Source organism: Pseudomonas fragi, assembly GCF_002269505.1.
Classification (GTDB): domain Bacteria; phylum Pseudomonadota; class Gammaproteobacteria; order Pseudomonadales; family Pseudomonadaceae; genus Aquipseudomonas; species Aquipseudomonas fragi_D.
Genome location: NZ_NQKQ01000050.1, coordinates 1 through 3,495 on the forward strand (window position 1 = coordinate 1; position 3,495 = coordinate 3,495).

At 59.2% G+C, this 3,495-nt stretch carries 5 protein-coding genes; 3 read left to right on the top strand and 2 right to left on the bottom strand.

Translation table 11 applies throughout. The features are described 5' to 3' along the window. The coding region (locus CJU81_RS23360; protein WP_095038426.1) for a MobA/MobL family protein at positions 1 to 657 on the bottom strand (657 nt) is incomplete at its 3' end. Positions 658 to 829: 172 nt separating this feature from the next. Here CJU81_RS23360 and traD point away from each other — a divergent pair. The 3 genes from traD to CJU81_RS23370 all read left to right on the top strand — a co-directional run bounded on the left by traD (position 830) and on the right by CJU81_RS23370 (position 2,720). Then, positions 830 to 1,279 (top strand): conjugal transfer protein TraD, encoded by a 450-nt coding sequence (gene traD / locus CJU81_RS23365; RefSeq protein ID WP_254924924.1) that lies wholly within the window; start codon positions 830 to 832, stop codon positions 1,277 to 1,279. Continuing rightward, positions 1,276 to 1,440, top strand: coding sequence for a hypothetical protein (locus CJU81_RS24135; RefSeq protein ID WP_176464906.1), 165 nt, complete (start codon positions 1,276 to 1,278; stop codon positions 1,438 to 1,440). Before traD ends, CJU81_RS24135 begins: the two co-directional genes overlap by 4 nt. A gap of 440 nt (positions 1,441 to 1,880) precedes the next feature. Next, positions 1,881 to 2,720, top strand: a complete 840-nt coding sequence (locus tag CJU81_RS23370; protein ID WP_095038428.1) for a replication initiation protein — start codon at positions 1,881 to 1,883, stop codon at positions 2,718 to 2,720. On the opposite strand, the gene CJU81_RS24140 is transcribed toward CJU81_RS23370, so the two are convergent. Continuing rightward, on the bottom strand, positions 2,717 to 3,495 hold a 779-nt coding region (locus CJU81_RS24140), incomplete at its 5' end, for a hypothetical protein (protein ID WP_217902771.1). The two genes, CJU81_RS23370 and CJU81_RS24140, sit on opposite strands and share 4 nt — an antisense overlap.

Consider the following 3,495-nt stretch of genomic DNA (forward strand, 5'->3'; position numbering starts at 1 on the left):
GCTCGGCAACTGCTTAACCTCGGGGGCGAGCCCTGTGCCGCGCTCGGCATGGCTGCGCATGTCGATGCGCGCATCGATGCCGCCGCGCACTAGGTGTTCGTTGCACATGATTTCCCAACGACCGCGCAACTCTTTCAACTCGGTGCGCCGGGTCGCCGGGTCTTTCCCCGTATTGGCCTTTTTGGCGCCGCCGCGCTCCGGGTTCTTGCTGTTGTACCGTTTGAAAAACTGCTCGGGGTCGCGCTCGATCCCATCAAGCTCTCGCTCGCAAAACATGACGTGGGCGTGTGGCTGCTCGCCACCGTCTGCGGCGGTCGGTGTGTGGATCGCAAACTGGAAGGCGTGACGATCGCCAATTTCCTGCCCCACAAAATCGCGGACCAGCTCAAGCCGTTGCGCCGGATTCATCTCACGGGGCAGCGCAATTTCAAACTCGCGGTAGGTGGTTCCGTTCTTGCGCTCGTAGGCGTCGGCGGCTTCCCAAAGGTGCAACGGGTTGGTCGCGGCCCACTTCGGCATATTGCCGAATTCGGACGCCTCCAACTTTTCCCCCTGCTCAAGCCGTTTTTCGTATTGGCCGAGGCGAGCGATATAGGCGGCATGCGGGGAAGCTTTCCCCGCCTTGCCAACCTTCACGCTCAATCGTCCAATCGCCATGTTTTTGCCTTTTCGTTTTTAGGGCCGATGCAGTCGGTTTGCCTTACCCGCCGGGAGGGCCGCGTGTTTCTCGTAGAGAAACGTCTAAGCGCGCCTTTGATAAATCAAAGGATACCGCAGGTCGTGCAATCTCTGCCATATCTGCTCTAGACTCGGGATTCTGGACACCAAAATGGAGAAGCAAATGCGGGAATGGCTAGAGGATCGTGTCGCCTACATCCGTGGGCTTAAATCGCCAAATGACCATCAGCGGCTTTTGCTGCTGCTGAATGACAAAAAGGACGCAACTGACGATGACCGCCGCAAGCTGGTCGCCCTAATTCGCGCAGAAAAAGCGGCAGAGAAGGCGCAACGGGCTAAGGCGTCGGTGGCCAAAATTGTGAACGCTGAAAAGCAGGCCGAGCGTAAGAACCGCGACCACCAACTGTACCAATCCGCTGGCCTGCTCATTCTCGCCGGGTTGGTGGACACCAAAACGGGCAACCCGACCCTCGACCGTGGCGAATTGCTGGGCGCGCTCCTGGGATTGGCGAAGGTGCCCGCCGACGATGTCCGCCGATCCGACTGGAAGCGCGCCGGGGATGCCCTGATTGCCGAACGAGTGAAGGAACCTCAACGATGAACCAAGCCGACGAGTTTGTGATTGATGAGCCCACCAAACCGGGGCGAGGCGTTCGTCGTGTGAATTACACGCCACTGGCTGTGCTTGCTGGGGTGACGGTGGCAACGGTGGCGGCCTTGCTGGGCTATCGCGCTGGAAAGAAACGCGGGAAAGGGGACTGACCCTGCCCCTTTGGTGCCAAACCGCTCTGTAGCCCTCTCAGGCGCTGCTGTCGTCATTGGTTGGCCCCAAGGGGTGAATCCGCCTCGATACTCTGATTACTCGCTTCCTGCGCCCTCTCAGGCGGCGATAGGGGACTGGTAAAACGGGGATTCCCAGACGCCTCCCCCGCCCCTTCAGGGGCACAAGCGCGGCCCAACGGGGCCACGTAGTGGTGCGTTTTTTGCGTTTCCACCCTTTTCTTCCTTTTCCCTTTTAAACCTTTTAGGACGCCTACAGGCCGCGTATTCCGTGGCCTGTAGAGTTTAAAAAGGGAGGGATTTGTTGCCATTAAGGGAGGGATTTGTTGTTAAGAAGGGAGGGATTTGTTGTTGTAAAGGGAGGGATTTGTTGTATAAAGGGAGTTGCTTACTAACTCCCTTTATGTGGCATGGAGCATTGCATGGGTTCATCACCGATGGTTTACAAAAGTAACGCCCTGGTCGAGGCCGCGTATCGCCTCAGTGTTCAGGAACAGCGGATCGTTCTGGCCTGTATCAGCCAGGTGAAGAGGAACGAGCCTGTCACCGATGAAGTGATGTATTCAGTGACGGCGGAGGAAATAGCGACGATGGCGGGTGTCCCTATCGAATCCTCCTACAACCAGCTCAAAGAAGCGGCGCTGCGCCTGAAACGGCGGGAAGTCCGGTTAACCCAAGAGCCCAATGGCAAGGGGAAAAGACCGAGTGTGATGATTACCGGCTGGGTGCAAACAATCATCTACCGGGAGGGTGAGGGCCGTGTAGAACTTAGGTTCACCAAAGACATGCTGCCGTACCTGACGGAACTCACCAAACAGTTCACCAAATACGCCTTGGCTGACGTGGCCAAGATGGACAGCACCCACGCCATCAGGCTTTACGAGCTGCTCATGCAATGGGACAGCATCGGCCAGCGCGAAATAGAAATTGACCAGTTGCGCGAGTGGTTTCAACTGGAAGGCCGGTATCCCTCGATCAAGGACTTCAAGAAGTGGGTGCTTGATCCAGCCGTGACGCAGATCAACGAGCACAGCCCGCTACAGGTGGAGTGGGCGCAGCGAAAGACCGGGCGCAAGGTCACACATCTGCTGTTCAGTTTTGGACCGAAGAAACCCGCCAAGGCGGTGGGTAAGGCCCCAGCGAAGCGCAAGGCCGGCAAGCTGACAGACGCCGACATTGCGCAGCAGGGGCTTGCGCTCCCTGGTGAGTCCTGGGCGGAGGCCCGCGCTCGACTAAACCAGATGCCGTTGGATCTGGCCTAGAGCCCGTGGCCTTTGCCTTTGCCAAGGCCCGGCTTGCCTTTCTGCAGGGCCTGACGCTCCCGCTTTTGGGCCAAAAGCTCCTGCTTCTTGGCCTCTTTCTCGCGCTGAACCTCATCACGGGCTTGCGGTAGCCGCGCCGCCCACTCTGGACGCTCCTTCTGGAGTGTCCTCTCGGCGTCACGCACGGAAAAACCGCCGCCCGGTGTCAGGTAGCAACGCACACGCTCAAGCCGCTTACGCAGGTCGTTCTCCCGCTCCACTTTCCACGCCTTGAGCCGCTTGGCGGTAGCGCGCCATTCAGACATGAGCTTCTCGTAGCTGCTGCGCTTAAACGCGGCCAACAGCCCGGTTGGCTCTACTGGACGCTTCTTCGCATGGTTGGCTTCGTCGTTCCGTCGTTTGGTGCTGATGGCCTGTATCTGCTGATCGACGCGGAACTCTAGACGCTCTGCCCGCTGCCGGTAGCCCATATACAATTCGCCCTTGCGGCTATCCCATGCCTTGACCAAATCAGCCGCGGGCATGGCTTCAACCTGACGCGCTGGTTTGGCCCGCTGCTCGCGTTCAGCCGACAGGCTGACAATCTCCGCGCCTGCGTCGGGGATTTCTCGAGCGAGGTTGGCGGCAGTCTGCTGCTGCTCGATCCGCGCCGTCCGAAAGTCGATCACCTCGGCCCGTTGCTGCTCGTCGCGCCATTGGCTCGGCAACTGCTTAACCTCGGGGGCGAGCCCTGTGCCGCGCTCGGCATGGCTGCGCATGTCGATGCGCGCATCGA